Origin of the sequence: Lysobacter antibioticus (genome assembly GCF_000731095.1) — a bacterium.
Lineage (GTDB): Bacteria > Pseudomonadota > Gammaproteobacteria > Xanthomonadales > Xanthomonadaceae > Lysobacter > Lysobacter antibioticus_B.
Genome location: NZ_JMTZ01000044.1, coordinates 45,494 through 70,737 on the forward strand (window position 1 = coordinate 45,494; position 25,244 = coordinate 70,737).

At 68.0% G+C, this 25,244-nt stretch carries 19 protein-coding genes and 1 tRNA gene; 10 read left to right on the forward strand and 10 right to left on the reverse strand.

Going from position 1 to position 25,244, the window contains the following annotated elements:
- Window positions 1–15: 15 nt before the first annotated feature.
- The 5 genes from EX88_RS0114420 to EX88_RS0114440 all read left to right on the forward strand — a co-directional run bounded on the left by EX88_RS0114420 (window position 16) and on the right by EX88_RS0114440 (window position 3,323).
- On the forward strand, window positions 16–876 hold the full coding sequence (locus EX88_RS0114420) for an SPOR domain-containing protein (RefSeq protein WP_031372694.1): 861 nt from the start codon (window positions 16–18) through the stop codon (window positions 874–876).
- Window positions 877–974: 98 nt separating this feature from the next.
- A tRNA-Thr gene (locus EX88_RS0114425) sits at window positions 975–1,050 on the forward strand.
- 468 nt (window positions 1,051–1,518) lie between these two features.
- Window positions 1,519–2,442, forward strand: a complete 924-nt coding sequence (rocF, locus tag EX88_RS0114430) for an arginase (RefSeq protein ID WP_031372695.1) — start codon at window positions 1,519–1,521, stop codon at window positions 2,440–2,442.
- A gap of 189 nt (window positions 2,443–2,631) precedes the next feature.
- Window positions 2,632–2,781 carry an entericidin A/B family lipoprotein gene (locus EX88_RS0114435; RefSeq protein WP_031372696.1) on the forward strand — a complete coding sequence of 50 codons (150 nt, stop codon included), beginning with the start codon at window positions 2,632–2,634 and terminating at the stop codon, window positions 2,779–2,781.
- Window positions 2,782–3,122: 341 nt separating this feature from the next.
- Entirely contained in the window at window positions 3,123–3,323 is a 201-nt protein-coding gene (locus tag EX88_RS0114440) for a CsbD family protein (RefSeq protein ID WP_031372697.1), read from the forward strand.
- A 132-nt stretch (window positions 3,324–3,455) separates the two neighbouring features.
- Here EX88_RS0114440 and EX88_RS0114445 read toward each other — a convergent pair whose 3' ends face one another.
- Window positions 3,456–4,310, reverse strand: coding sequence for a hypothetical protein (locus tag EX88_RS0114445; protein WP_036148973.1), 855 nt, complete (start codon window positions 4,308–4,310; stop codon window positions 3,456–3,458).
- Window positions 4,311–4,510: 200 nt separating this feature from the next.
- On the opposite strand from EX88_RS0114445, the gene EX88_RS0114450 reads away from it, so the two are divergent.
- The 3 genes from EX88_RS0114450 (at window position 4,511) to EX88_RS0114460 (ending at window position 7,265) form a co-directional block, all read left to right on the forward strand.
- Entirely contained in the window at window positions 4,511–5,842 is a 1,332-nt protein-coding gene (locus tag EX88_RS0114450) for a tryptophan--tRNA ligase (RefSeq protein WP_051885128.1), read from the forward strand.
- Window positions 5,839–6,162, forward strand: coding sequence for a hypothetical protein (locus tag EX88_RS0114455; protein ID WP_031372700.1), 324 nt, complete (start codon window positions 5,839–5,841; stop codon window positions 6,160–6,162). Before EX88_RS0114450 ends, EX88_RS0114455 begins: the two co-directional genes overlap by 4 nt.
- 140 nt (window positions 6,163–6,302) lie before the next feature.
- A complete protein-coding gene (locus EX88_RS0114460) occupies window positions 6,303–7,265 on the forward strand; it encodes an MBL fold metallo-hydrolase (protein WP_051885129.1) in 963 nt (320 codons plus the stop codon).
- A 145-nt stretch (window positions 7,266–7,410) separates the two neighbouring features.
- Here EX88_RS0114460 and EX88_RS0114465 read toward each other — a convergent pair whose 3' ends face one another.
- The 9 genes from EX88_RS0114465 to EX88_RS0114505 form a co-directional block, all read right to left on the reverse strand.
- Window positions 7,411–7,794, reverse strand: coding sequence for a VOC family protein (locus tag EX88_RS0114465; RefSeq protein WP_031372702.1), 384 nt, complete (start codon window positions 7,792–7,794; stop codon window positions 7,411–7,413).
- 106 nt (window positions 7,795–7,900) lie between these two features.
- A complete protein-coding gene (locus EX88_RS0114470; protein ID WP_152566278.1) occupies window positions 7,901–8,866 on the reverse strand; it encodes a hypothetical protein in 966 nt (321 codons plus the stop codon).
- Window positions 8,867–8,944: 78 nt separating this feature from the next.
- On the reverse strand, window positions 8,945–9,751 hold the full coding sequence (locus EX88_RS0114475) for a M23 family metallopeptidase (protein WP_031372704.1): 807 nt from the start codon (window positions 9,749–9,751) through the stop codon (window positions 8,945–8,947).
- Window positions 9,752–10,181: 430 nt separating this feature from the next.
- Window positions 10,182–11,540 carry a dihydrolipoamide acetyltransferase family protein gene (locus EX88_RS0114480; protein ID WP_031372705.1) on the reverse strand — a complete coding sequence of 453 codons (1,359 nt, stop codon included), beginning with the start codon at window positions 11,538–11,540 and terminating at the stop codon, window positions 10,182–10,184.
- Between the two features lie 124 nt (window positions 11,541–11,664).
- Window positions 11,665–12,696 carry an alpha-ketoacid dehydrogenase subunit beta gene (locus EX88_RS0114485; protein WP_051885130.1) on the reverse strand — a complete coding sequence of 344 codons (1,032 nt, stop codon included), beginning with the start codon at window positions 12,694–12,696 and terminating at the stop codon, window positions 11,665–11,667.
- Entirely contained in the window at window positions 12,693–13,766 is a 1,074-nt protein-coding gene (pdhA, locus tag EX88_RS0114490) for a pyruvate dehydrogenase (acetyl-transferring) E1 component subunit alpha (protein WP_031372707.1), read from the reverse strand. Before pdhA ends, EX88_RS0114485 begins: the two co-directional genes overlap by 4 nt.
- 243 nt (window positions 13,767–14,009) lie before the next feature.
- A complete protein-coding gene (locus EX88_RS0114495; protein WP_152566279.1) occupies window positions 14,010–14,387 on the reverse strand; it encodes a hypothetical protein in 378 nt (125 codons plus the stop codon).
- A 98-nt stretch (window positions 14,388–14,485) separates the two neighbouring features.
- On the reverse strand, window positions 14,486–18,049 hold the full coding sequence (locus EX88_RS0114500) for a Calx-beta domain-containing protein (RefSeq protein ID WP_051885131.1): 3,564 nt from the start codon (window positions 18,047–18,049) through the stop codon (window positions 14,486–14,488).
- Window positions 18,050–18,259: 210 nt separating this feature from the next.
- A complete protein-coding gene (locus EX88_RS0114505; RefSeq protein ID WP_031372710.1) occupies window positions 18,260–21,832 on the reverse strand; it encodes a lamin tail domain-containing protein in 3,573 nt (1,190 codons plus the stop codon).
- A 172-nt stretch (window positions 21,833–22,004) separates the two neighbouring features.
- Here EX88_RS0114505 and EX88_RS0114510 point away from each other — a divergent pair, with 172 nt between their 5' ends.
- Together EX88_RS0114510 and EX88_RS0114515 are read left to right on the forward strand one after the other, a co-directional pair.
- Window positions 22,005–22,883, forward strand: a complete 879-nt coding sequence (locus tag EX88_RS0114510; RefSeq protein WP_031372711.1) for a tryptophan 2,3-dioxygenase — start codon at window positions 22,005–22,007, stop codon at window positions 22,881–22,883.
- 623 nt (window positions 22,884–23,506) lie between these two features.
- A complete protein-coding gene (locus EX88_RS0114515; RefSeq protein WP_031372712.1) occupies window positions 23,507–25,009 on the forward strand; it encodes a peptide MFS transporter in 1,503 nt (500 codons plus the stop codon).
- The last annotated feature ends 235 nt before the right edge of the window (window positions 25,010–25,244 follow it).

The following is a 25,244-nucleotide window of genomic DNA, read 5'->3' on the forward strand; positions in this document are numbered from 1 at the left end:
CGATAGAATCCGCGCATGCTCGTCCGTGCCCTCATCGTTCTGCTGATCGCGCTCAACATCGGCGTTGCCGCCTGGTGGGTCGCGCGTCCCGTCCCGGCCGCCGCGGCCGAGGAGACACTGCCGCTCGGCGTGGCCCGCCTGCAACTGGCCGGCGAATCCAAGCTGGCCGAGTCCAAGGCCGTAGCGCAAGCCGGGGCGACTGCGCCGTCGGCGCCGGCCGCCGCCTTGGTGGACAGCGCCGGCAAGCTGCCGGCGACGAGCGCGCGCCAGCCCGATGCCGATCAGACCGAAGCGGCCAAGGCGGAGGCAGCGGCGGCGAAGCTCGATGCTGCGAGCGGCGCGCCGCCGGCCGCACTGCCGCCGCCTACCGCCGCCGCGACGCCAGTGCCGCCGCCGGCCGAAGTGGCGAAAGCGCAGTGCTTCAGCATCGGCCCCTTCGCCGATGCCGCGGCCGCCGACGCGGCACGGGCGAAGTTGCAACCGCTCGCGCAGAAGCTGGCGACGCGCGCTCAGGCCGGCACCTCGAATCCTTCGCGCGGTTGGCGGGTATATCTGCCGCCGGCCGCGAGCGCGGAGGCCGCGCAAGCGACCGCGCAGCGCATTCGCGCCGCCGGTTTCAGCGATCTGTTCGTGATGGGCGGCGGTGGCGCCGACGCCAACGGCATCGCCCTCGGCCGCTTCCGCAGTGAGGAGTCGGCGCGCAAGCGTGCCTCTTCGCTCAGCGAAGCCGGTTTCCCGGCGCGGGTCGAAGCGCTCGGCGAGACCGCCTCGGCGACCTGGATCGATGCCGCCACCACCACCTCGAACGGCGATGCCTTGCGCCGCGCCGCCGGTGCGCAGCGTTGGCGCACTGTGTCCTGCGGCACCCTCGGCTGAGCGCGCTGTCCGTGGGAGGCGGGGGCGCGTAGAATGCGCCTGCCGTCGCCGTATCGAACCCTGGGTCCCGATCCGCACGACGCGCCGTCACGTACCTTGCCGCTTTAGCTCAGTTGGTAGAGCACTCGCCTTGTAAGCGAGCGGTCGTCCGTTCGATTCGGACAAGCGGCACCACGTAAATCCGAATAAAGACAACCGCCCGGCCAAGTGAGCTCAAGAAAAGATAGCCGCCCGGCCAATCCATCCAACGGCGCGAATCGTTCCGGCTTCCGTCAGAACACTGCCCTGGCTGTCCTGTCTCCGCCACAGCGCAGGCGAGCAGACGCCAACGCACTGCGTCCCACGGCTACCTTCCGAACGGCGTGATTGCGGTGTCGGCCCCAGAGCATCGTGAACTGCGGCAGGGGCCGAGCGCGCTCGCCCCAACCCGCACCACCCGTGCTGCAGCGCAACGCCCTAGCGCCGCTCAACAGCCCGCCCCCAGCCCCGCATCCGCCCTGCGCTAGAATGCCGGCATCGTCGGCGGCCGCAGCGCAACGCGCGGCCCTGTTGCGGCGATCGCGCGATGCCGCGGGCATCGTCTGCGTTCACTATCGATATCCCTCGTGCGTCGCAACGCCGGCGCAGGGAAGAGGAATTCACATGAGTCGTACTTATCCTCCGGTGTCCTTGCTCGGTGCGCCGACCGACGTCGGTGCAGGCCATCGCGGCGCGCGCCTGGGGCCGGAAGCGCTGCGCATCGCCGGTCTCGGCGAAGCTCTCGCCGCGCGCGGCGTCGACGTGGTCGATCGCGGCAACCTCGACGGCCCGCGCAATCCCTGGCAAAAGCCGGTCGAAGGCTATCGCCATCTGCCCGAGGTGGTGGCCTGGAATCGTCTGGTGATGGATGCGGTCGGCGCGGAACTGCGCGAGGGGCGCATGCCGATCCTGCTCGGCGGCGATCACTGCCTCGGCCTGGGTTCGATCACCGCGGTCGCGCAGCACTGCCGCGAGACCGGCAAGCAATTGCGCGTGCTCTGGCTCGATGCGCACGCCGACTTCAATACCAGCCAGGTCACGCCGTCGGGCAACATCCACGGCATGCCGGTGTCGTGCCTGTGCGGTCTCGGCCCGGAAGCCCTGACCCATCTCGGCGGTTCGGCGCCGGCGATGCGCCCCGACGAGATCCGCCAGATCGGCATCCGCTCGGTCGATCGCGGCGAGAAGCAGTTGATCCAGCAGCACGGGCTCGATGTCTACGACATGCGCTACATCGACGAGATCGGCATGAAGCGGGTGATGGAGGAGGCGCTCGAAGGCGTCGACGAAAACACCCATCTGCACGTCAGCTTCGACGTCGACTTCCTCGATCCGAGCATCGCCCCGGGCGTCGGCACCACGGTGCCGGGCGGTCCGAACTATCGTGAGGCGCAGTTGGTGATGGAGATGATCGCCGACAGCGGCCGCCTGGCTTCGCTGGACATCGTCGAACTCAATCCGATCCTCGACAAGCGCAACCGCACCGCCAAGCTCGCGGTCGACCTGGTCGAGAGCCTGTTCGGCAAATCGACCTTGATGCGCGAATGACGCGACCGTCGCCGCGGCGATGAATCGCGGCTGACGGTTTCACCGCGGGACAGGCGCAGGACGCCTTGTTTCATGGAATTCCGGGCCGGCGCTGCACGCCGGCTTCACATTCGCTCGCGTCTCATGCCAATCAGGACGCGACTGCGTGCGCGGCCCGATCTGGTATCCGTAACCGACCAAGGAGTTCTTATGAAGCGTTTGACTGCCCTGTTGCTGCTGGCCCTGTTCTCGATGGGCACCCTGACTGCTTGCAACACCGTGGCCGGTGCCGGCAAGGACGTGAAGAAGGCCGGTGAGAAGGTCGAGCAGAAGGCCGAAGAGGTCCGCGACGGCAAATAAGCCGTAGGGCCCGACGAGATGCAAAGAAAAGGCCGGAGCGATCCGGCCTTTTCTGCGTCTGGGGTTTGGCATCCGCTGCGGCGCCGACGCATTCATCGTTGCCACGTCTTCTCGATGTCGGCAAAAGCGTGCAGCGCAACCGTGCAAGCGCAACCGCGCGCACAGAAATGGAATGAAGGGTTCATGCCGTTCACCGACATCAAGCCTCGGCTAACGCAATCGTGACCTCATCGGAACGTCTGCGCTGCGAATCTGTTTCGGCGATATCGGCAAGCTAACGACGTGTTGCGAAGTGCGTGCGTCGTGCCGAATCCGAATCCCCCAACGAAGGAGTGTTATCGATGAACAAAGACATCATTGCCGGCAAGTGGACCCAGATCAAAGGCAAGGCCCAGGCCAAGTGGGGCGATCTGACCGACGACGTGTTCGATATCGCCGAAGGCAACTCCGAATACCTCGCAGGCAAGTTGCAGGAACGCTACGGTTGGGAACGCGACCGCGCCGAAAAGGAAGTGAAGGAATTCGGCAAGACGCTGAACTGAGCGATGCGCCACGGCGTCTGATCATCGGCGCGCATCGATAGCGCAGCGCAGCGTCATCGACGAGGAACAACGGGCCGGAGCTTTCCGGCCCGTTTTTTTGTGCGCGCTACGGTGACGGGCCGGTTGCCGCGATCACCAGCCGCGCGGCGGCGGATCGGCGACGAAACCGTTAGGGAAAGCGCGCGGTTCGTTATCGCGATACGGCGCGCGATAACGCGGGACGATGCCGCGCGCGACCAGATTGCGGTAATCGTCGTAGCGGAACTGGATGACCTGGGCCGGCGAACGCGACGCGCGCACGAAGTCGGTCTGCGAGACCGGCGACCATTCGCGCGCGCCGTGGCCGGTGCCGATGGACTGCGCGGCGGCGCTGTCGGCGGCGGCTTCGCGCGCCTTGCCCGCTGCCGAGGCGGTGGCGGCCGGCGCGGCGGCGCCGTTGGAGGCGCGGCGTTCGGCCTCGGCCATGCCCTGGTCGCGGCCGTAGGGCGGCTGCGGGTAGGGATAAGGATAAGGATACGGACGCGGCGGTTCGCGATAGATCTGACGTTCCTCGAACACCGCCACGCCGATCACGCCGACGTTGTCGGGGCGTCCGGTGCGCGCGGCGTAACTGTCGGGCAGGTCGGTGAAGACGAACTGGGCGACATCGTCGAGCGATTTGCGCCAGCCGTTGATCTCGGTCGATTGCCAGGCATCGAGCACGTAGCCGGCCTGCGAGGGGTTGGCGGTCTGGCCGCTGACCGCATTGACGCCGTCGACCGAGAGTACGACCAGCACGCGTTGGCCGCTGGTGTTGGTCAGGCGCACCGAGTAGCGGTGGCCGGGCGTGCCGGCGATCCACTGCTGGCCGCGGTGCGGATAGGCCGGCAGCCAGTCGCCGCTGTCGCGGTCGATCACCGCGAGGTCGACCAGCGGACGGCCGTAGGCCGGAGTGCAGGCGGTGGCGGTCAACACGGCACCGGCGAGCAGGGCGAGGGTGCGGAACATGGCGGTGTCTCCTGGGTGGTCGTGCATGCAAACGCACCGGGCCCGGCAATGGGGTTGCGCCGCCCCAGCGGGGGCGCCGCGCCGCGCTCAGCTGCCGCTCATGCGCGGCTCATGCGCGGCTCAGGCTGGGACCTCCGGACGAGGCGGGCCCCGCCGGGCAGCGGGTACACTGACCGGCCACGTTCCACCCACGATCGGCAATGACCCAGACCCGCATCCTGACCGGCATCACCACCTCCGGCACCCCGCACCTCGGCAACTACGTCGGCGCTATCCGCCCGGCGATCGCCGCCAGCCTCGCCCCGGACGTGGAGAGCTTCTATTTCCTCGCCGACCTGCACGCGCTGATCAAGGTGCAGGAGCCCGAGCGCGTGCAGCGCTCGACCCTGGAGATCGCGGCGGCGTGGCTGGCCTGCGGGCTCGATCCGGCCAAGGTCTGGTTTTATCGCCAGAGCGAGATCGTCGAGATTCCGGAACTGTCCTGGTTGCTGACCTGCGTCGCCGGCAAGGGCATGCTCAATCGCGCCCACGCCTACAAGGCCGCGGTCGACAAGAACCGCGCCGAAGGCGAGGACGACGATGCCGCGATCACCGCCGGCCTCTTTATGTACCCGGTGCTGATGTCGGCCGACATCCTGGCGTTCAACGCCAACCAGGTGCCGGTCGGCCGCGACCAGATCCAGCACATCGAGATGGCGCGCGACGTCGGCCAGCGCTTCAATCATCTCTACGGCGAGCACTTCGTCCTGCCCGAGGCCTTGATCGAGGACAACGTGGCGACTTTGCCGGGCCTGGACGGCCGCAAGATGAGCAAAAGCTACGACAACACCATCCCCTTGTTCGCGCCGCGCGAGACTTTGAAGAAGCTGATCTATTCGATCGTCACCGATTCGCGCGCGCCGGGCGAGGCCAAGGACACCGAAGGTTCGGCCCTGTTCCAGATCTACCAGGCCTTCGCCAGCGTCGAGGAAACGCAAGCGATGCGCCGCGCCTTCGCCGAGGGCATCGGCTGGGGCGAGGCCAAGCAGGCGCTGTTCGAACGCATCGACGGCGAAATCGCGCCGCTGCGCGCGAAGTACGAAACCTTGATGGCGCGTCCGCAAGACATCGAAGCGATTTTGGTCGACGGCGCCCGCCGCGTGCGCGCGCAGCACGTCAGCCCGCGCATGAAGGCGCTGCGCGAGGCGGTGGGTTTGCGCGATTTGTCGCAGACCACGACGAAGGCCTCGGTCAAGGCCGAGAGCAAGGCGAGCCTGCCGGTGTTCAAGCAGTACCGCGAAGCCGACGGGCAGTTCTATTTCAAGCTCGCCGACGGCGATGAGGTGCTGCTGCAGAGCCGCGGTTTCGCCTCGCCGAAGGATGCCGGGCAGTTGATCGCCGCGCTCAAGGCCGGCAAGAGCGATGTCGCGGCTTTGTTGGCCGCCGCCGATGCCGTCGACGACGCGCGCCGCGATGCCGTGGCCGCAGCCCTGGCCGCGATCGTCCAGGCCGAAGCCGAGGCGCAGGCGGCGAAGGACAGCGCGACGTCGTGAGCCGGTTCGTCGAACTCAACCTGGCGCTGATCCTGTTCTTGCCCTGGTTCGCGATTCTCGGCGCGCTGTTCTGGTTGTACCCGCGGCAGCCGCGCAATGCCGCGCGGCGCTTGTTCGATGCGGTGTCGTTGGCCGCATCGGTATGCGCCTTCGTGTTGGCGATCCGCTGGGCGCATCGTTACGCCGGCGATGCCTATGGCGCGATGTGGCCGCAGATCTTCGCGACCTCGCTGGGCTACGGGGTCTTCCTGGCGACGCTGACCATCGCCGGTGTGGTGCGTTGGCGCTGGCTGAGGCGTTTGACCGACTTCCTCGATTGAAGGGGCGCGGTTGAAGGTCTTGGTGCACGGCCTGCGTCGAGCGGGCGGCAGGCGCCGACTCCTGCGACCAAAGCCGCATGTTGCCGCGGCCCACAGCGCATAGACTGGGCGCCGACTCCGCAGCGCAGTGCAGTGCCTTCATGAGCGAATCCCTGGGCATCGTCACCATCGACACCGGCTTCCAGCGGCCGATCTTCGACGCCGCGTATCTCGTCGTCGACAACGGCCGCGGCGCTTTCATCGACTGCGGCACCCAGCATTCGATTCCGGCCCTGCTCGCCGCTTTGCCGGCGCAAGGCCTGACGCCGGCCGATATCGACTGGTTGATCCTGACCCACGTCCATCTCGATCACGCCGGCGGCGCCGGTGCGCTGATGCAGCAACTGCCGAACGCGCGCCTGGTCGTGCATCCGCGCGGCGCGCCGCACATGATCGATCCGGCGCGCTTGGTCGCTGGTGCGACCGCGGTGTACGGCGCCGAGGAAATGGCTCGCAGCTACGGCGAGATCGTGCCGATCGCGGCCGAGCGCGTGGTCATCGCCCGCGACGGCCACATCGTGCCTCTCGGCGGACGGCCGTTGTTGTGCGTCGACACGCCGGGGCATGCGCGCCATCACCTGTGCGTGTGGGACGAGCGCAGCCGCAGTTGGTTCACCGGCGACACCTTCGGCCTGTCCTATCGCGAATTCGATTCGGTGCGCGGGCCCTTCATCCTGCCGACTTCCTCGCCGGTGCAGTTCGAGCCGGAACCGCTCAAGGCTTCGATCCGCACCTTGCTCGCGAGCGATCCCGAAGCGGTGTACCTGACCCATTACGGCCGCGTCGGCGACGTGCAGCGGCTCGGCGCGGAGTTGATCGAACAGATCGACGCGATGGTACGGATCGGGCAAGCGCAGGCCGCCGACGGCGAACGTCATGCGCGCCTCAGCGAGGCGCTGAGGGCGCTGTACACCGAGCGCGCCTTGGCCCACGGCAGCCCGCTCAGCGAGGCGCAGATCCATGCCGGGCTCGCGGTCGACATCGAACTCAATGCCCAGGGCCTGGCTGTGTGGCTCGATCGCCAGGCCGAGCGCTCGGTCACGACGGTCGACGCGACGGGCTGAACCGCATCCGGCCGGCCCGAACGCGACCGCCCCGAGCCAGTGTTCGATCGCGCCGATCAGGCTTTATGCCGGGCGAAATCCAGCGGCCGCGACCATCTTGTAGTCGATGCCGTTGAGCTCGCCGCGGCGCGGCGCGATGCCGGCGTCAGTCCCAGACGTTCGGCGGCGCGCCCTGTTCGGGATGCTTCATGCGCACGATGCAGAAACGGTGGCCGGTCGGCGCTTCCATCACCCACCAGCGTTTGACGAAGGCGATGCGCTTGGCGCCGAGCGTTTCCAGGCGCGCGGCTTCGGCGTCGAGATCGTCGCTTTCGATGTCCAGGTGCACGCGCGAGGGGTGTGCGACTTTCTGCACTTCGATGTGCAGCTCGGCGGGGCCGTTGGCGAGTTGGGCGTATTGCGCGCCGTCGTCGTCGTAGGTTTCGACCCGGGCCAAACCTAGCGCGCCGCTCCAGAAATTCGCGGCGACATCGAGGTCGCCGGTTTCGCAATCGATGATGAATCCGGCCAGGCGGCTGCGATGGGCCATGGCAGTGCTCCGTGGATGGTAGACCGGCCTGCAGATTGCCGCGCCGAACGCGGACGGGGAAGTGCCGGCTACGATGCGATACCGCGTCGCATCGCACCACCGCGATTCAATGCAGCGGCAATCCCGGGCCCGCACCGTCGGCGCGTGCGAGCGCGGCGAGCGCATCGCGGTACAGCGCGTACTCGTCGCGATCGAGGGCGAAGTTCTGCAAGGCGAACGCGGCCGAGCGGCGCAGGTCCGATTCGGCCCGGGCGTCGCCGGCGATATCGAGCAAGGCGATCTTGAGCCCATCCGAACGCGCGCCGGAAGCTTCGATGCCGGCGATGGCGGCGCGGCGCACGGCGATGTCCGGATCGAGCAGGGCGGGTTCGAGGATGGCTGCGTCGTCGCCGCGTTTGTTCCAGCGCACCGATTGCAACACGGCGCTGGCACGCACCTCGGCATCGGCATGGCCGCGCAGGGCGGCGAGGCGTTCGAGCAAGGGCGCGGCGTCTTCGCTGGCCACGACGGCGGGCGCCAGCATGTCGATGCTTTCCTTCAGCAGGGCCGGGTCGCGTTCGTCGCGCAACTGCCGCGCCAGCGTGTCGCGCACTGCGGCCACATCGAGCGGAAATGCTTTGAGCAGGGCCAGTCCGCTGCGACGCGTGTCCGGGTCGGGGTTGCCGGCGAGTTGCCGTCCGAGTTGCAGCACCTCGTCGCTGGCCACGCCCTGCAGGATCGCGAGCAAGGCGCCGCGCCGATCGAGATCGGTCTCGAAGCTGTAGCGGCGCAGCAGTTCGCGCAGATAGCCCGGGTCCTGCCCGGCGCGGCGGATATTGCGGTCGAGGTCGTCGGCGCCGCGGCTGCGCGAGCCGTCGCTGGCCAGGGCGTCGGCCAGGGCCGAGTGCAGCGGCTGCTTACCGCTGCGGCCCGGGGCGGGCGATGTCGTGGCGCCGTCGCGGCCCTGCGGCGTCGCAGGCGTCATCGAGCAGCGGGTGATCGCCGCGCCGACCAAGCCTCCGATCAGCGCGGACGTCAGCAGCGCCATGCCCAGCCGTGCGGTCCATGTCGGCGGAGAGTGGGCGTGCGTCATCGGCGTCCTCGATGCGAAGCGGAAAGGGGGGCAGCGGGACGGAGGCCTCGCCGCCGCCCCGTTGCGTTTATCGCCCGATCAACAATCCGGTGCGACGCGGCCGTCGGAACCGGTGTAGGTGTAGGCATCCGGAATATAGCGGTTGCTGCCGCTGGCGCCGATGTTGTTCCACAGATTGCTGGTGCCGTACGTGCCGCTTACCGATTCGCCGGTCTTCTGGCAGCGGATGGTGACGCTGGCGCCGTTGGCGAGCGAGCCGACGATGCTGTAGCCGGTGCCCGGGCCGGAGCGTACGTTGAGCGGCGAGCCGCTGGTCTTGACCGTGCCGGTGGCGCCGCCGGCGCTGCAGCTGTTGCGGCTCTTGTAGGCCACTTCGTACTGGTCGTAGACGATGGTCGCGCCGTTCCAGACGATCTTCTGGTCGTCGCCGTTGAGGCGCTGTTCGTAGTGCAGGTGCGCGGAGATGCTGTTGCCGGGGCGCGTGGTCTTGCCGAGCGTGCCGATCTTCTGCCCTTGCGACACGCTGGCGCCGTTACCGACCGAGATGCTGTTGAGGTGGGCGTAGTAGGTCTGCCAGCCGCCGCCGTGGTCGATCACCACTAGGCGGCCGTAGCCGGTGCCGGGATGCGGGTTGTAGGTGTGCGCGGTGCCGCCGGCGGAGGCGACCACGGTCGAGCCGAGGTCTGCGTCGCTGAGCGGGCGCGGCTTGTGGTTGAGGTCGACCGCATAGCGCAGGCCGTGGCCGGGGTAGGTATCGCCGTACCAGGTCTGGCCGCAGGGGAAGGGCATCTGGAAGGCCGGCCGGGCGGCGTTGGCGGTCGGCGCGATCAGGCCGAACGCCACGACTGAAATGCACGACAGCATCGTGCGCAGGGAACGCTTCATTCTGGAACCTCTCGACTGTCGATGAGGACGGGAAGGGTGGGCCGGGGGTCCGAAACGGGCGCCCGGCGCCGGGATTGCGGGCCGACGCTAGCGCGATTCCTGATTAATTGATTTAGGGAATTATTTATTCCTAAACGCAATCGAAGCCGCGAGCGTGATGGCTATCGCGGTTGCGGAATGAGGGTTTCGGCCAGGGCCCGGAAGGAACGCGGGCGGGCGGCAACGACGGCGGCCCCGAGGCGCGGTAGGGGGCAAGATGGGGCGCATACGACCCGAAGCGGGTCAGGATCGCCGTGGGCGGCACTCGCGGCGAAGGCGAGGCCCGATCCGCGAGTACGGCGCATGGTCGGCGCCGTGGCGGTCGATCGCAGGGCTTGCGGTGGCCCGAACCGCTCCCGCGCGATGCGGGAGCGGTGTCTTTCGCTCGGACTCAGTTCGGACGCGCGAGGTCGTCGATCATCGCCTTGAGGAAGCGCGCTGCTTCGCCGCCGGTGCAGGCGCGGTGATCGAAGGTCAGCGACAGCGGAATCACCTTGTGCGATTCGAAGCCGCCCATCACCGGGGTCATCTGGTGACGGCCCTTGCCGGCGGCGACGATCGCCACCGTCGGCGGCACCACCACCGGCGTCGCGTAACGGCCGGCGAACATGCCGAAGTTCGACAGCGAGATGGTGTAACCGCTGAGTTCCGAAGCCGGAATGCTGCGGTCCTCGACCTGCGCACGCAGGCGGTTGATCGCCTCGCGCACGCCGCGCGAATCGAGCACGTCGGCATTGCGCAGCGCCGGCACGAACAGGCCGTCGTCGGTGTCGACGGCGATGCCGATGTCGACCTGCGGATGCAGGGTGCGGGTGAGCTTGTCGCCGTCGAACCAGGCGTTGAGCGCGGGCACGGTCTTGCAGGCGACGACGATCGCGCGCACCAGGCGGCCGGTGATGTCGTTGCCGGGCTGCCAGGCGTTGATGTCGGCGTCGTCGGCGAGCGTGGTCGGCACGACCTTGCTGTGCGCATCGGCCATCACCCGCGCCATGTTGCGGCGCACGCCCTTGAGCTGCTCGGGCTGACCGGTGACGGCAACGCCCGGCGGCTGGGTGCGCATCGGCCGGCCCGAGGCCGACAGCGCACTGCGTACCGGTGCGGCGACCGCAGCCGGTGCCGCGGCGGGCGCGGGTGCGCGATCGGCCGCGCGCTGCACCGGCGCGGCGCCGGCTTGCGCGCTGCCGTCGGCGGAGGCGCGCTTGACGTCGTCCATGGTCACTACGCCGTCGGCGCCGGTGGCGCGTACGCGGCTCAGATCGACGCCGAGCTTGCGCGCCAGCGCGCGCACCGCCGGCATCGCTTTAACGCCGCCGACCGCGACCGCCTGCTCGCTGCGCACCGCATCGGAGGACTGCATCGCACCGACCACGGTACCGCTGTCGGCGCGCTCGGCGGCTTCGGCGGGCTTGGCCGCCGCCGGAGCGGGTTCTGCCTGCGGCGCCGGCGCATGGCCGCCGCCGTGGTGATGGCCGGTGTCCTGACCGTCGGCGCGCTGCGGCAGGTTCGGGTCGATCTCGAACTCGGCCAGCATGGTGCCGGTGACGATCACATCGCCGGCGGCGCCGGCGAGCTTGAGCACCTTGCCCGACACGGGCGAGGGCACTTCGACCACGGCCTTGGCGGTTTCCATCGACACCAGGGTGTCGTCGAGACGGACGGTGTCGCCGACCTTGACCGACCATTCGACGATGGTCGCGTCGGGCAGGCCTTCGCCGAGGTCGGGGAGCAGGAAGGTCTTGGTATCGCTCATGACTCGTTCTCTGAGAGGGTGATGAACGAAGGCCCGCACTCGGCCTTCGTCTTGCATGCTGCGCATCGCCGGTCGGCGACCGGACGATGCGATCGTGGGAGCCCGTCGTGTCGAAGCGCGCGCGTCAGCCGTTGGCCATCGCGCGCTTGGCCGCAGCGACGATCTTGTCGACGCTCGGCAGGTACTTCATCTCCAGACGGAACAGCGGGATGTGGGTGTCGTAGCCGGTGACGCGTTCGACCGGCGCGAGCAGGTCGTACATCGACTCCTCGGCCAGGCGCGCGGCGATCTCGGCGCCGAAGCCGGCGGTCTTGGGCGCCTCGTGCACGATCACGCAACGGCCGGTCTTGCTGACCGACTCGGCGATGGTGGCGAAGTCCAGCGGCTTGAGCGTGGCGACGTCGATGACTTCGGCGCTGATGCCTTCGCCGGCGAGCTTGTCGGCCGCTTCCAGCGCTTCCTTGACCTGCGCGCCCCAGGTGACCAGGGTGATGTCGGTGCCGTCGCGCAGCACGTAGCACACGTCCAGCGGCAGGGCTTCGCCGTCGTCGGCGACGACTTCCTTGTACTGGCGGTAGATGCGCTTGGGTTCGTAGAAGATCACCGGGTCCGGATCGCGGATCGCGGCGAGCAATAGACCGTAGGCGCGCGCCGGCGACGACGGCAGCACCACGCGCAGGCCCGGCACGTTGGTGAACAGTGCTTCGTTGGCTTCGCTGTGGTGTTCCGGCGCGCGGATGCCGCCGCCCCACGGCACGCGCAGCACCATCGGGCAGGTCAGGCGGCCGCGGGTGCGGTGACGGAAGCGCGCGGCGTGGCAGATGATGTGATCGAGCATCGGATAAACGAAGCCGTCGAACTGGGCTTCGGCGACCGGCTTCATGCCCTGCGCGGCCAGGCCGACGGTGAGGCCGGCGATGGTGGTTTCGTCGAGCGGCGTATCCAGCACGCGTTCCGGGCCGAACACCTGCTGCAGGCCGGCGGTGGCGCGGAATACGCCGCCGTTGACGCCGACGTCTTCGCCGAGCACCAGCACGCTGTCGTCGTGGCGCATCTCATAGGCGAGCGCTTGAGTGATCGCTTCGATCAGGGTGATCGCGGCGGGCGTGGCGACCGGCTGGGCGGTATCGACGGTGGTCTTGGTGGCGACGTTCATCGACGGCCCTCCAGAGCGAGTACGGCGGCGCGTTGGGCGAGCAGGTCCGCCGGCATGTCGGCGTAGAGGTAATCGAACATGGCTTCGACCGGTTGCACCGGGGTTTCCAGATAGGCGTTGATCTCGACGTCGACCTTCTTGCCGCATTCCTCGGCCCAGGCTTTTTCGAGTTCTTCGTTCCACACGCCCTGCGCGGTCAGATAAGTGCGCAGGCGCGGCATCGGATCGCGCGTCCACGCGTCCTTGACCTCGGCCTCGTCGCGGTAACGGCGCGCGTCGTCGGCGGTGGTGTGGTCGTGCAGGCGGTAGGTCATGAACTCGATCACGCTGCCGCCTTGGCCGCTGCGCGCCAGTTCGGCGGCGCGGCGCATGCCTTCGAGCACCGCGATCAGGTCGTTGCCGTCGACCTGCAAGCAGTGCAGGCCGCCGGCCAGGCCCTTCTGGGCCAGGGTCTTGGCGCCGGTCTGGGCCGAACGCGGCACCGAGATCGCCCAACCGTTGTTGATCACGCACAGGATCAACGGCAGCTGGTAGGCGCCGGCCGAATTCAGCGCGGCGTAGAAGTCGGTCTTGGACGAACCGCCGTCGCCGCAGCAGGCGACCGCGAGATTGGTTTCCTTGCGCAGCTTGAAGGCGAGCGCGGCGCCGGCGGCGTGCAGGCATTGGGTCGAGATCGGCACCGACCAGGCGAAGTCCTTGCGCGGACCGGCGAAGTCGTTGCCGCGTTCGTCGCCGCCCCAGTACATCAGCACTTCGCGCGGTTGCACGCCGCGCATGAACTGCGCGCCGTACTCGCGATAGCTCGGTGCGAACACGTCGTCGGGCAACATCGATGCGCCGATGCCGACATGGGTGGCTTCGTGGCCCAGGCAGGCGGCGTAGGTGCCGAGCTTGCCGGTGCGCTGCAGGGCGATGGCCTTGGTGTCGAAGGTGCGCACGAACAGCATTTGCTTGAACAACGGCAGCAGCGTGTTGGCGTCCTTGAACGCGGCCGGAATCTCGGCGACGGGTCGACCGTCTGCGCCGAGGTATTGGAGATACTCGATTTCGAACGTCGCGGCGACGGTCATCGGGGGAAGGTCCTCACAGAATAGGGATGAGGTCCGAATCATTCCGGTCCCGGATCCAGTGCCGGGCGCGCTGGTCAGCTTCAGACTGGCTGGGTCCGGATTCTCCGTGCGAACGAGAGGATTCCGGGCCGGGCTAAAGCCGCGGCGCCCGGCGGGCCGGGCACTGCGTCATGGCGCGGATGATACCGAAACGCTTGTTAAGCGCCGTTGCGCGCTGCGACATGCATTGCGAGGCGAAACCGGCTAGGCGTCGCACTCGCCGTGTGCGGCGCGCGGGGATTTCGGCGTTCGGATCGGCATCGCCGCAGGCGCGGCCGGCGGCGTTTTTCCGTTGCCGGGTGCGTACTTGCGTGCCTGCCGTGCTCGCGGCGGCTCGCATCGGCGAGGCATCGGTCGCGCGCGCCGCTGTGGGTTGCGGAAACGCAACGTCGACCGCGGCCAGACGCGCGCCGCGATGGCGTTCACGACTTTGCGTGCCGGTTGGCGCACGAAACGGCGCAGTACGGAGTGTGCCGCGCGCTTGCGGCGGTCGTTCGCGCAGACGCCCATTCCGGCAAAGCCGTCGGGCCTTGCACGCGTGTCGCTGGCCTGCGTGCTTCCGGCGATGCCGACCGAGTTCATCGCGAGCGCAAACGCCGGGCAAAAAAAAAGCGCGGCCGGAGCCGCGCTTTTGTGTTGCCGATCGAATCACGCGGGGCGGCATTGCGCCGCCCGCAGACTTACCACCACCACGGTCCGGCGAGTTGGACGTGGTGCAGGGCGAAGTCGTTGAACGGATTCGGATCTTCCACTGCCGATGCGGCGAAGCCGAGCAGGGTCAGGCTGCGGTCCCACAGGCGCGGACGCGGTGCGACGATGACGAAGTCGAAACGCTGTTCGCTACGCGCCGCCAGTCGGGTGCCGTTGCAGGTCGCTTCGAAGCCGTTGCCGTGCGCGGCGACGGTGCAGGTCCAGCCGCTCGGTGCGGCGATCGAGACGTTGCCTGCCGGCGCATCGCCGTACAGGTTCAGGCTCGGCAGCACCGCGACGTCGCCGCCGCGGTTGCGCACGGTGACGGCGAACTGGCCGCTCTGGCCGCCACGCAGGGCGCGCGGGCCGTCGACGTCGATGGCCAGGTCGGCGCGCGCGGTGGTTTCGATGCTGACGCTGGCGCCGTCGTTGCCCGGCACCGGGTCCAGCGACTGCGACTGCGCCGCGACCGCCAGGGTGGTGGTCTTGCCGATCATCGCTTCGCTGGCGACGGCCGAGAGCGCGAACGTCGCCGTTTCGCCGTTGGCCATGCTGGTGCGGTTACAGGCGACGCTGGTCGAACCGTCGACCACGGCCGGGGCATCGCAGCTCCAGCCGGCCGGGGCGACCACGCTCAAGGCCGGCAGTTCGGCGTTGATGGCGAAGCCGATGCCGGGGTAGTCGGCTTGCTCGGGGCCGGCGTTGTTCAGCGCGACGCTGAAGTTCACCGGCTGGCCGACGCGCACCGAGGCGGTCGAGGTCGAAGCGGTCACCGCGAGATCCGCGCGGCGGCGGAAGTCGATGTAGGTGATGACCGGGTCGTGGTCGGACAGGCGCGACGGCGAATCGCCGAGGCTGCGGTTGATCTCCGGGAAGTCGGCGTTGATGCGCGCGTGATCCAGCTTGAGGCCGGTCGCCGCGGCGATCAGGGCCTGGTTGGCCAGGACCTGGTCGATGGTCTGCGCATTGCCGCCGAAGGTGTAGGAGTAACGCTGATCCGGCGTGGCCAGTTCGCCGAGGTTGCTCAGGTTCGGCTCGACCAGGTCGGCGCCGTCGCCGGGCACCGCGGTCTGATCGTCCGGCGTCGGCGTGCCGGCGACGGTGTTGATCACATCGACGAGGCCGTCGTTGAACTCGAACGCGTTGAAGTCGCCGAGGGTGACGATGCGTTCGGCCGGATTGGCCAACTGGCGCTGCTGGATGAAGTCGGCGAGGAACACCGCCTGGGCCTGGCGCTTCATGCGCACGCGATGGCCGGCGTCGGTGTCGAGTTCGCTGTCGATCAGCGAGCGCTGGTGCACCAGGATCACGGTGATCGGGAAGCTGCGTCCGTCGCCGTTGTGGACCACCGCTTCGAGCACCAGCGGCGGACGATCGTTGAGCAGGGCGCTGTTGCCGTCCGGCTGGGTCCAGGTCGCGGTCTTGCCGGCCTGGGTCACCGACAGCACTTCGACGCGGGCGGTGCCGGCGGCGATGTCGGCGGTCTTGATCAGATAACCGACATCGATGCCGCCGATGTCGTTGCCTTCCAGCAGATAAGCGACGTACTTCGGATCGGGAAGGCCGGCGGCCACCGCGTCGGCGTTGACGCGCGCGGCGATGTCCTGAGCGGCGCTGATGTTCTCCACTTCGACCAGGCCGAGGATGTCCGGACGCTGCAGGTAACCGATGCCGAGCGAGATCTTGTTGAGACGGCGGGCATACGCGTCCGGCGTCAGCACCGGTTCGCCGATCGCCGGGTCGTTGGCGGCGTCGAAGAAACGCTCGACGTTGTAGGCCGCGACGGTGAACTCGCTCATGTCCGGCAGACGGGCCGCGGTCGGTTGGCGTTCCTGGGTGATCGTGGTCAGTGCATTCGGATCGCGCAGGATCGTGTAGCGGCGGAAGCCGTAGTCGAGCGGGCCGGTCAGGTTGGTCAGCACGGTGCCGCTGGACAGGTTGAACGCAGTGCCGCCGATCGCGTCGCTGTCGACGGTGATCAGCTCGGGGTTGAAGTCCCAACGCGGGATCGGCGGAATGCTGCCGCCGCCCGGAGCGCTGTCCGGCGCCTGGATGCCGGGTTCGCGGAACGGACGCGCCACGCCGGTGACCACGACGTTGAAGATGCCGTTACCGCTGCCGGTGGCATTGGTTTCGTTCTTCGAGCCCTGGGTCGGCGAGACCACGGTCGCGCTCGGGATGGTCACGCGCATGCCTTCGAGGCGTTCGAGCTGGTCGAGACCGCCGGACGGATCCGGGAAGGTCGGGTTCAGCGCGATCGCGGCGGGCAAGGTGCTCGGACCGATCACCGGCGGCACCGAGATCAGCACCACCTGCGGGGCATTGCCGAGCTCGGTGAGCGGCGCCTGGCCGGGGTCCGCGCCGGGCACGAACTCGATCACGCTGGCGTTGACGCGCACGACGTTGCCGACGGCGGCGATGGCCGGCGGCGCACTGCCGACGAACACGAACACGCCTTCGGAGGTGGCCGGATCGGCATCGATCTGGCTGTCCGGCGTCTGCAGGAAGAAGCCGTTGCTCTTGCGGCCGGTGACGATGCCGGTGGTGTAGACGCGCTGGCCGAGCAGCGGCGATTGCGCGCCATTGCCCTGGATAGCATGGATCGGGGTCAGCTCGACTTCATCGGTGACGATGGTGCCGATCGCTTCGGCATCGCCGAGGTTGGCGCCGACCGGAGCGCTGAGGCGGACGAAGAAGGTCTCGTCGTTCTCGTTCGCGTCGTCGACGGTGACGTGGATCACGATGGTCGCCGAGCTGGCGCCTTCCGGAATCGTCAGCGTGCCGGCGATCGAGGAGTAGTCGTCGCCGCCGGTCGCGGTGCCGTCGGCGGTGGCGTAGGACACGCTGACGCCGCCCGGGCCGGCCGCTTCCGACAGGCTCACGGTGAAACGGAAGTCCGGAGAGGACTCGATCTGGGTGACGTCGGCGATGCTGAGCACCGGCAGGTTGGCGCCGGCGCAGGAGAACGCGACGCTGGCGCGGTTGCGCGGCGCCGGTGCGGCGGTATCGAAATCGGCACCGTTGACGTTGCTGTCGGTGCAGCCCTTGCCGGCGCGCACCGCGGCGAGCACGGCGCTGATCGTCGCGGTCGGCTGGCTGCCTTCGGCGCAATTGGCGGCGGTGCCGTAGCCGACGAAGTCGACGTTGCCGAGCGGGCAACTGCCGCTCAGCGTGGTGGTGTTGTTGACCAGCGCGACCTTGCCGGCGCCGGCCGCCATCGGGATCGTGCCGACCGTATCGGGCGTCGGCAGATCGACCGAGCCACCGGTGCCGTCGGCCTGCTTGACCAGGTAATAAGCGCCTGGCGCGAGGCTGCCGCTGAGTGCGGTGCGCTGCCAGGTGGTGCCGGCGCTGGAGGCGTACTGCACGCTCCAGCCGCTGAGATCGACGGCGGTGCTGCCGTTGTTGTGCAACTCGATGAAATCGCTTTTCAGCGTGGCGCCGGAATTGCCGCCGCCGCCGTAAACCTGACTGATGACCACTTGCGCCTGCGCCGAACCGGCCGCCGCAAAGGCCAATACCGCCGCCAACAGGCGGCCCCCTAACTTATCCATGTTTTTCCCCATGTGGACGCCTGGATCCCCCCGGAAGCAGACAGAGGGGATTGTGCATCAATGCTCACTTTTTGGCGTTGCAAGGGCATGACGGCCCGGAAAATCGCGACCTGGGTCACTCTCGGCGGGCTCCGGCGGGTCTCGGCGCCGCCCGGGACGGCCCGGACGGCGTCGAAGCCCCCGGCTTGCGCCGGGGGCGGGCGAGGCGACTCAGGGCTGAGGCGCGCCGCCGGGGGCGAGGATCCGCAGCGTGGTCCGCGCGGCGTTATCGGCCGGGTCCGGATCGGCCGACGGGGACGTCACCGAGGCGGCGAGCTCGACCGTGCGCCCGGCCATCGAGGCGTCGGTAGCGGCGCGCAGATGGAACCACTGCGAGACATGGCCGCTGCTGTCGACCTGTTCGCCGGTGCAGGCGAGGCTGGTGTGGTCGCCCTCGACCACCGGCACTCCACAGCGCCAGCCCGGCGCGACCGCGCTGACCTCCAGGTTCGGCCAGGCCCCGGACAAGGCCAGGCCGAGGCCGACCTGGCGCGCCCAGTCCGGACCGGCGTTGTCGACCGATACCGACAGCTCCAGGGGGCGGCCGGCCTCCAGCGTCTCACCGCCGTTCATGGGCCCGGCCCAGACCGACAGATCGGCCCGCGTGCGGGGCACCAGCCGCAGGTGCAGAGGGTCGACGTCGCCGGCGCGCATCGGCACGCCTTCCGCATCGCGCAGCACCGCCGGATAGCCGGCATTGCTGCGCAGGCGCTGGACCTCGATCCGGTCGGTGGCGCCGACCAGGCGCTCGTCGGCGAAGGCGTGCTGCAGCTCCTGGCGGCTGCCTTCGTCGATCGAGGAATAGCGTTCCGATCCTGGCTCGGTCGCGGTGAGGTTGAGCAGATCCGGATCGAAACGGTCGACGCCGTCGCCCAGCACCATCGTGCTCACGCCTTCGGTCGGACGGCCGGTCAAGGTGCCGACCGGATCGACCAAACCGTCGTTGAACGCATGCGCGTCGAAGCGGCCCAGCACCAACAGCGGTGGCGCATCGGGTTCGTCCTGCTGCTGCCGCACCCAGCCGGCGATGAACTCGGCTTGCAGGTGCCGGCGATCGCGCTGGCGTTCGGCCTGTGGCGTGTCGGCGTCGCTGTCGGCCATCGGCGCCAGTTGCACCAGCAGCAAACGCTGGCGGAAACGGTGGCCGTCGATGGACTGGGTGGTGGCATCGACGCTCAGCGGCGCTTGATCGAACAACAACGGCGAAGGGCCGGCGCTATTCGGCAGCAGTGCATCGCGGCCGATCTGGACGACGCGTTCGACGATCACCCGCGAACCCCAACTGCCGACCTGTTCGCTGCGCGCGAGCAGACCGATATGCGGCTTGATCGGATCGACGTTGGGCAGGGCGATGGCGCGGTACTGCGGGTTGCCGTTGCCCGACGCGGTCGCATCGCGGTTGATGCGTTCGGCCAGGCGCTGCAGCAGGGCTTCGTTCTCGATGCCGGCGATCGCGACCAGGTCCGGCATCAGCAGGTTCTCGCGCAGGCTGCGCGAGATTTTGCCGAGGCGGCGTTCCAACGCCGGCATCGGCGTGGTCGGCTGACCCGAGTTGGGCGGGCTGTACTCGTCGTAGAGATCGCCGAGGTCGTAGCTGACCACCGCGGTCTGACGCTGCTGCGGGTCGCCCGGCTCGATGCGCGGCGGCGCCTGCAACGATTCGCGCACGAGCAACTGCGCATCGTGCTGCAGGGCTACGGTGTAGCGCCCGCTGCGCTGATCGAGCGGACCGATGATCCCATCGATGCGGGTGTCGATCGCGACATCGAGCGGTGCGTGGCCATCGGCATCGCTGTCGACACCGATCGCCTCGGGATTGCCGTCCCAACGCGGCAGCCAATCCTGCGGCTGGCCGTGGAAGATCGGCGGGTAGCGCGTGCCCGGCTCGCGCATCGGCGCCGGCTGATCGTAGGGACCGAGCGCGACATGAAAGCGGCCGTCGCTGCGGGTACGTTCTTGCATCGCATCGAAGCTGCCACCGGTCGGACCGACCACGCGCACCTCCGGCAAGCCCACGCGCATGCCTTCGAAGGCTTCGTAGTCGGGCGCGCCGTAGAACGGCTGCCAGGGCAGCAACGGCGCCGGCGGCAGAGGGCGCGGCGAAGTCGTCAGCAGGGCGATCGCCGGCGAGCCCGCGATCGCCGTCATCGTGCCGCGTAGCGGGTGATTGCCGCTGTCGGACAACTCCGTCACCGTGCCGGCCGCACGCACGCGCAAACCGCGCCACTTCGAATCGGGGCGATGGCCGGTCTGCACGAACAGACCCTGCGAGGTCTGCGGATCGCCGTCGCTTTCGAACTCCTCGCTCTGCAGATAGAAACCGTCGTCGCTCAGCGCCGTGACGATGCCTTCGACCGAAACGAATTCGCCGCGCAACGGCGAGACCGCCTCGCGGCCCTGTACGGCCGCGATCGGCACCACCCGCAGATCGTCGTCGACGATGGTGACCAGGCCTTCGAGGTCGACGCCGCCGTTGTCGGCGATCGCGCCGGACAGGATTTGTCCTTTGATCCTGACCGTCTCGTCGCCTTCGTAACGCGTGTCGCCGCGCACCCCGAAGCTGACGTGGGCGCGATCCTGGCCCGGGCCGATCACCGCTTCGTACTCGAACGGCAGATAGTCCTCGTGGCTCGTCGCCGAGCCGCCGTCGACCGAACTCAGCCGGACCCGCACGCCGTCGCTGCCGGCGGGACGGTCCAGGCGCAGTTCGATCGGGAACGGCGCGATGTCGGCGTCTCCCTCGTTAAGTGCGTTCGTGTGCAGGGATACACGCGGCGGCGGCTGTTGCGGATCGTCGTTGACGATGGTCGCCTGGACGTTGAGGTAGTCGCCGTTGGCGGTGACCGCGCCGGAATGGACTTTGATCTGAAGGGCGACGGTTTCGTCGCTCTCGGTCAACCGGTCGCCCCTGACCGGCAAGGCGAAGCTGGTCTCGGTCTGGCCGGCGGCAATGGTGCCGCGCAGATCGATGGGCAGGTAGTCCTGGTCCGGCGTTGCACTGCCCTGGCCGTTGCTGAAAACGCTCCAGCTGACCCCGCCGGGGCCGGCGGGACGATCGAGCTTGAGCCGGAACACGAACGGCGCGATGCCATCCTGTCCTTCGGTTTGGGTCACGTCGTTCGCCGACAGGCGCGGCGGCGGGCCGGCCGGACAAATTCGCCTCGCCGAGTTGCGGTTGCGCGGGGTTGGCGCGCCGAGACTGAAATCGACCGAGTTGGCCTGGGTGTCGACGCAACCGCCGTCCCTGCGCAGTTGCGCGGTGACGAGGCCGCCGGCCGGCGCCGGCGCCGAACCTTCGGCGCAGTCGATGCTGCCGTAACCGACGAAGTCCATCGAACCGGTCGGGCAGGAGACGACGATCGGACTGGAGTGATCGACCAGTGCCAGCTTGCCGTTGAGGTGGTTGAGCGAGACGTTGCCGCTCAGATCGTAGCTAGTCAGCGCAGTCGAGCCGATCGAAACGCGTTGGCGGATCAGGAAGTAACCGCCGGGCGCGATGACGCCGCTCAACGGCGTGCGTTGCCAGCCATAGGCGCCGTTGGCCGGCGCGTAATGCAGGTTCCAACCGTTGAGGTCGACCGCGACGCTGCCGTTGTTGTGCAGTTCGACGAAGTCGGCGCTATAGCGTGCGCCGCTCTGGCCGGCACCGCCGTAGACCTGAGAAATGACCACCTGTGCCTCGGCTGCGCCGGCCAAAGCCAAAGCGATGCCGGCCGCGAGAGCGCGGCTTGCGAGTTTGTGCATGGATTCCCCTCGAGAATGCGCCTGCGGGACGTGCTTGGCAGGCCCGGTTATTGTGCGTTTTAGGCGTCGCACAGGCCGCGACGGGGAGACGTAACTGCCTGCTGCAATTACGAAAGCCGACCCCGGCGCAGGCGATGCGTTACGCTTTGCGCCCCTGCCGTGAGTGCCGCCGATGTCCGTCGAGAAAAACCAGCGCGAACTGGAAGCCGGTATCCATACCGACCTGTCCGGACGCATCAGCTACGGCGGCTATCTGCAACTCGACCGGTTGTTGTCGGCGCAGCGCGCGCTGTCGGACCCGGCCCACCACGACGAGATGCTGTTCATCATCCAGCACCAGGTCTCGGAGCTGTGGATGAAGCTGATCATCCACGAGCTGAGCGCCGCGCTCGAGCATCTGCGCCACGACCAGGTCTGGCAATGCCAGAAAGTCCTCGCGCGTTGCAAGCAGGTGTTGCGCCAGCTCACCGAGCAGTGGTCGGTGCTGGAGACGCTGACGCCGTCGGAATACATGGGCTTCCGCGAAACCCTGGGGCCGTCGTCGGGTTTCCAGTCGCTGCAGTACCGCACCATCGAGTTCATGCTCGGCAACAAGAACGAAGCCATGCTGCGGGTGTTCGCGCACGACCCGCAGGGCCAGGTCTCGCTGGAGAAGGCGCTGTCGGCGCCGAGCCTGTACGACGAGTTCCTGATGTATCTGTCGCGCTTCGGCCACCCGATCCCGGCGATCCATCTGGACCGCGACTGGCGCCAGCCGCACGTCAGCGACCCGGCGCTGCAGCCGGTGTTCGAGCGCATCTACGAGAACACCGACCTGTACTGGCGCGAGTACGCCCTGTGCGAGGACCTGGTCGATCTGGAAACCCAGTTCCAGCTGTGGCGCTTCCGCCATATGCGCACGGTCATGCGCATCATCGGCTTCAAGCGCGGCACCGGCGGCTCCAGCGGCGTGGGCTTCCTCAAGCAGGCGCTGGAACTGACCTTCTTCCCGGAGCTGTTCGAGGTGCGCACCACCATCGGCCCCGCCGACGGCTACGGCGCCGGGACCTGAGGCTGCAGGGTTTCGATACCGCTCCGTATCGAGTGGGCGCTGTTAAAGGATAGGAGCAGCGTCCTGCCGGATTTTCCGCGGCCGCAAGCCGCGACCGCCTCGCTGGATGCGTCGACGGCGGAGTCACTGGAATGACCAGGCGACTGTCGGTGAATCCCGCTGTCATTCCTGCGCAGGCGGGGATCCAGGGCTCTCGTGCCGCAACGTTTGAGGTCTCTGGATCCCCGCCTGCGCGGGGATGACGGCTGAAGGTTCTCGTGGCGATTGGAGTTCGGCCGGGCTCGCCGTGCTGCAGCTTCCGGGTTGGAGCGGTGTCCTGTTGGAGTGCCTGCGGTCGCGAGCCGTGACCGCGAACTCACACTAACTGCGCCGGCAACACCGCGCCGGGGCGCCCAGTCTGGGTCTCCCAGGGAGCCCGGATCGCCGCAAACCGGCACCTCCAACCGCCGCATCGCGCAAAATTCTCCCCCGTTCATGGGTTTGTAAGCGTGATTGTTGCGTCGCAACAAAGCGCAATGCGTGGAATAAAGGTTTGACGGGACCGGTCCAGGCCGGTAAATCTCCCCGACCCGTGCCGTTGGCGTGGGATTTTCATTCAGTTTCGACACGACAGGGGACACCGCATGAGCGGAGCCGCGATACCGACCCAGGGCCAGGCGCCCATACCCGAGTTCAAGCAAATGCTGGGGCATCCCAAGCCCTTGTGGATGCTGTTCATGACCGAGTTCTGGGAGCGCTTCGCGTTCTACGGCATCCGCTGGGCGCTGGTGCTGTACATCGTGGCCCAGTTCCACGGCGGCGACGCCGCCGGCGAAGCGCCTGCCAACCGCATCTACGGCGCCTACCTGGCCCTGGTCTATGCCGCGGCGATCTTCGGCGGCTACATCGCCGACCGGGTGCTCGGCTATCAACGCTCGATCCTGCTCGGCGCGGTCATCATGGCCACCGGCCTGTTCCTGATCGCGATCCCGAACGACCAGGTGTTCAAGCTCGGCCTGGCCACGATCGTGGTCGGCAACGGTCTGTTCAAGCCGAACATCTCGACCATGGTCGGCAAGCTCTACAGCGTCAGCGACGGCCGCCGCGACTCGGGCTTCACCATCTTCTACATGGGCATCAACGCCGGCGCCTTCATCTCGCCGATCCTGACCGGCCTGCTCGCCGAAAAGGTGTTCGGTACCGCGGCCATGCCCGTCTACAAGATGGTGTTCATCGCCTCGGGCCTGGGCATGATCGCCAGCCTGGTGTGGTTCTGGTTCGGTCGCCGTCAGCTCGAAGGCATCGGCCGCCCGCCGTCCGACAGCGCCGGCAAACAGAAGGTGCTGTACGTGTTCCTCGGCGCCTTGGCCGCGATCCCGGTGGTGTACTTCCTGCTTGCCGTCGGCGCGACCACCCTGCAGTGGGTGCTGCTGGCGATGTTCATCGCCCTGTGCGCCCTGTTGCTGGTCGAGGGCTTCCGCGAGGGCAAGGTGCAACGCGACAAAGTGATCGCGATGCTGATCATCTTCACCTTCAACATCCTGTTCTGGATGTTCTTCGAGCAGGCCGGCAGTTCCTTCACCTTCCTCGCCGACAAGATCGTCGACCGCCAGCTCGGCGACTTCCTGTTCCCGAACGCCTGGTTCCAGTCGGTGAACTCGCTGGCGATCATCACCCTGGCACCGATCATCGCCCTGATCTGGGTCAAGATGGGTTCGGCCAATCCGTCGATTCCGCGCAAGTTCGGCCTCGGCCTGATCTTCAACGGCCTGGCGTTCGCGCTGTTGATGTTCGCCTTGTCGGGCCTGGTCAACGACGCCGGCAAGATTCCGTTCTGGACCTTGTTCATGGTCTACGTGATCCAGTCCGTCGGCGAGCTGTGCCTGTCGCCGATCGGCTTGTCGATGGTGACCAAGCTGGCGCCGATGCGCCTGGTCGGTTTCGGCATGGGCGGCTGGTTCCTCTCGACCGGCATCGGCAACAACCTGTCGGGCATCTTCGCCGGCGTGGTCAGCGGCGAAGGCGGCATGACCACGACCTCGGCCTTGAGCGGCTACACCTTCGGCTTCTACGCCTTGGTGGGCGCGGGCGTGCTGTTGTTCCTGATTGCGCCGCTGGTGCAGAAGTTGATGCACGGCGTGAAGTGATCGCTCTGCCGCGCTTCGCGCGCGGCCAGGTGGCGAACGAAAGACGACGGCTACGGCCGTCGTCTTTTTTTGTGGGCCGGGTGGCGGTGATGTCTGGGGCGTGATGGCGGTGCGGACGGGTGATCACGGGCAGATCGCTTTGATTCCCTGGCTGCGACGAAGGCCGCGAACAATAATTGGCCGTGCCGTGCCGTGCCGTGCCGTGCCGTGCCGTGCCGTGCCGTGCCGTGCCGTG